The following is a 3,574-nucleotide window of genomic DNA, read 5'->3' on the forward strand; positions in this document are numbered from 1 at the left end:
AAAATACCCGGTGAATGGGCCGTTGAAATATCCGGCATTGGCTAGGCTGCGCTGGAGATCGGTGACTTCTGCTCCATACATGCCATAGCTGAGATTGCCACCCCCTACAGGCGCAGAGTAGGCTTGTAGAGCCGTTAAAGTATCCGGCCCTGCGATGCCATCAACAGAAAGAGCGTTGTCGTATTGGAAGTTCATGACGGCGTTTTGAGTCAGTGACCCGAAGAAGCCTGTGAAGGGGCCATGAAAATACCCTGCCTGACTGAGGGCGTGCTGAAGTTCTTGCACGTCATCTCCGTAGGAACCTCGTGAAAGAGTCGTGGCTGACGCATTTTCAGAGGCTGCCACGATTGCGAGTCCCCCTAGCAGGCAGAGGAGGTAACCTGCCGTTTGGCTAGAGAGTTGGCCTGAGAGTTGCATACTGGGTAAGACGACTTCTGGAATCAGGGTGTTGGAAATCGTCTTTAGTTCATCCCAGCTTAGCTGAAGCTCATAATCCTCAGGATGCTCATAGGCTAGAGAGTGGTGGAGAAAGGCAAGAACTTCCATAAATTGCGTTCCTGATGAATTCGTTAATCCCTATGAAGAAAATCAGTTCGATACGGTTTCAATAGAACGAAGAAACTAGACGTTATTCGCAATCGTCCAGTTCCGTATGGACTGACTTGAGGGACTACTTTTTCTTCTAACCATAACAATACCAAACCTGGAGGATTTCGGACGCCTTTTACGCTATGAATGCGGAAGGCGATCGCCCTTTTGGCTAAAAATCCCCTAAATCTGTTGTTCTCTTGCTATAGTACATTCCTTTTTTTAAAGGGCGATCGCGTCTTCAAGCCCTAAATAAAGGCGTGATTTAAGCGGAGAAATTAGGAATGATTTTGCCGAAATGGGGAGACGCAAAGGCAAAATGAAGATTCCTAGGGATTTTCTTCTCGATTCGATCGCAAAAGTCGATCATTCCCGTAGGAATCTAGGACTTCTTTACCGAGGATTCTGATGCCTTTTGGTAGCGCCAATGGGCACGCACAAGGCGAATTTCGGGATAATCGTAGGCTTCCTTGAGATAGGTGTAGATATTGCGTAGGGCTTTGTCACCCACAAGGGCGATCGCCTGTCGAATGGCGTTTTGGCGTTCAGGGGCAACGAGGGCATCGAGGTCAATCGATTCTCCGGCTTCCATCAAAATCGCGAGGTGATCCAGGATGGTGGTGAGGCGCACGTTTCGTTTGGCAGCAATTTGGGCAGGCGATAATCCTTGTTGATAGAGATAGAGGGTTTGGCGATGGGTGTCGGATAAATCGCCGGGTTCGGTGGCGGGCGATCGCACCGGAACCGTCACCACGGGGGGGCGATCGTCTGCGTTGACTTCAAGACCCAATTCCTCGCAAACCTGGCGAATGGTCTGGGTGAATCTTGCACCATACTGGCTGAGCTTGTAGCTACCCACCCCGGAAATATTGGCAAACTGCTCCAGCGTCACCGGACGCATCTGCGCCATCAGCCGCAGACTGGAATCGGCAAACACCACGTAGGGTGGCACTGATTGTTCGTCGGCAATTTCCTTTCGCAACCGCCGCAACCGATCCAAAAGCTGTTCGGCTTCCAGCGATCGCCCACTGCGTCCGTCCACCGTAGCTGATTGACGCGGCAAGGCAATATGAACCTCTCGCTGTTTACGAAGGACTTCCCAACTGTAGGGATTCAGCTTCAGAACGGGAAAGCCATCGGTGGTTTCGTCCACTAACCCTTGATGCAGGAGCGATCGCCCCAGATGTTTCCATTCCTCAGCGGTGCGATCGCGTCCAATGCCGTAGGTCGATAGCTCGTTATGCTTCATTTGCAGCACCCGCTTATTTTGGGAACCCCGCAGCACGTCGATAATGTGGCTCATGCCGAAGCGCTCATGACATCGGGCGACGCAGGACAGAAACTTTTGCGCCTCAATCGTCCAGTCTTCCGTGATTTTGGGTTGCAGGCAGTTGTCGCAGTTGTTGCAGTTGTCAGGGAAGGATTCGCCAAAGTAGCGGAGCTGGATGCGACGGCGGCAGTCTGTCCCCTCGGCGTAGTCCAGCACCTGGCGCAACTGCTGACGGGCGATTTGCTGCTCATGGGCATCAACTTTCTGTTCAATCAGGTAATTGACAATACTCAGATCACCATAGCCAAAGAAGAGAACGCACCGCGACGGTTCGCCATCTCGTCCCGCCCGTCCGGCTTCCTGGTAGTAGCTTTCAAGATTGCGCGGCAGATCGTAGTGAACGACAAACCGCACGTCCGGCTTATTGATGCCCATCCCAAACGCGACCGTCGCCACCATCACCTGGACATCATCGCGAATAAACCGATTCTGATTCTCCGTCCGTTCGGCATCGCTCAACCCGGCATGGTAGGGCAACGCCGAGATGCGATCGCGCTGAAGCTGACTGGTTAATTCATCCACCTTGCGCCGACTGAGGCAGTAGACAATCCCGGAACCTTGGCGGACGTTGCGAATTTCGCTCAGCAGTTCCCGGTAGGAAGATTTTTCCTTCGGTCTAACTTCGTAATAGAGATTGGGACGGTTAAAACTGGCGATGTGGATGGCAGGATTGGTCAGGGCAAGCTGGCTGATGATGTCTTGGCGCACTCGTTCCGTTGCGGTTGCCGTTAAGGCCAAAATTGGCACACGGGCGTAGCGATCGCGCAAGCTGGCAAGCTGGCGATACTCCGGACGAAAATCATGCCCCCATTCCGAAACGCAGTGCGCCTCATCGATGGCAAAAGCCGAAATCCCGACTTGCTGGTAAATATCATCGAGCACCGGACTAAAGGTGTCGCTAAGCAACCGTTCCGGAGCCAGGTAGAGGAGTTTAATGGTGCCCTGAAAAATCGCGTCTAGGCGTTGGCGTGTTTCCGTCAAACCGATGCTGCTGTTGAGAAACGTCGCGCCAATCCCATTATCCTGAAGCGCTTGCACCTGATCCTGCATGAGGGCGATAAGTGGCGATACGACGACAGTTAACCCCGGCATCAGTAACGCTGGTAGCTGGTAGCAGAGCGACTTTCCGCCACCCGTCGGCATCACCACCAACTGATCCCGGTTTTCGAGCGATCGCGCCACAATGTCCTGTTGCCCCGGTCGAAAGGTATCGTACCCGAAGTAATGTTTCAACGCCTGATCCAGTGATGGAAACACCGGAGATTGCGTAAATAACTCAGATTCCATGCCTTCCCAACCCAGAATGAACCATTGATGCGATGTTACCCTGGGGCACAACCGAAAAGGGAACAAACACACCCTAAAAATTCTAGCCAATCTCAGCAAATTGCCAGAAGCGGAATTTAAGCAGGACGATACCCGGATAGACGCTGCTCAACCCAACCCGATAGACTAAAACCAGGAAAGAGTAGGCGAGGGAGTTGCAAGCGAGCGATCGCTTGAGGAAAGTCCGGGCTTCCGAAGAACCACACCTGCTGGGTAACGCCCAGTGCGTGCGAGCGTGAGGATAGTGCCACAGAAACATACCGCCGATGGAGCTACGGCTCACAGGTAAGGGTGCAAGGGTGCGGTAAGAGCGCACCAGCAGCATCGAGA

The 3,574-nt window shown here is 53.0% G+C and carries 2 protein-coding genes and 1 other RNA gene; 1 reads left to right on the forward strand and 2 read right to left on the reverse strand.

Annotation, left to right across the window (positions count from 1 at the left end; genetic code table 11):
- The coding region (locus IGR76_02585) for a peptidoglycan-binding protein (protein ID MBF2077421.1) at positions 1 to 546 on the reverse strand (546 nt) is incomplete at its 3' end.
- Positions 547 to 970: 424 nt separating this feature from the next.
- Positions 971 to 3,205 carry a DNA helicase RecQ gene (recQ, locus tag IGR76_02590; GenBank protein ID MBF2077422.1) on the reverse strand — a complete coding sequence of 745 codons (2,235 nt, stop codon included), beginning with the start codon at positions 3,203 to 3,205 and terminating at the stop codon, positions 971 to 973.
- A 178-nt stretch (positions 3,206 to 3,383) separates the two neighbouring features.
- Here recQ and rnpB point away from each other — a divergent pair.
- Positions 3,384 to 3,574: RNase P RNA component class A (gene rnpB, locus IGR76_02595), an RNA gene on the forward strand; the annotation flags it as partial.

The sequence above is a fragment of the Synechococcales cyanobacterium T60_A2020_003 genome (assembly GCA_015272205.1).
Taxonomy (GTDB): domain Bacteria; phylum Cyanobacteriota; class Cyanobacteriia; order RECH01; family RECH01; genus JACYMB01.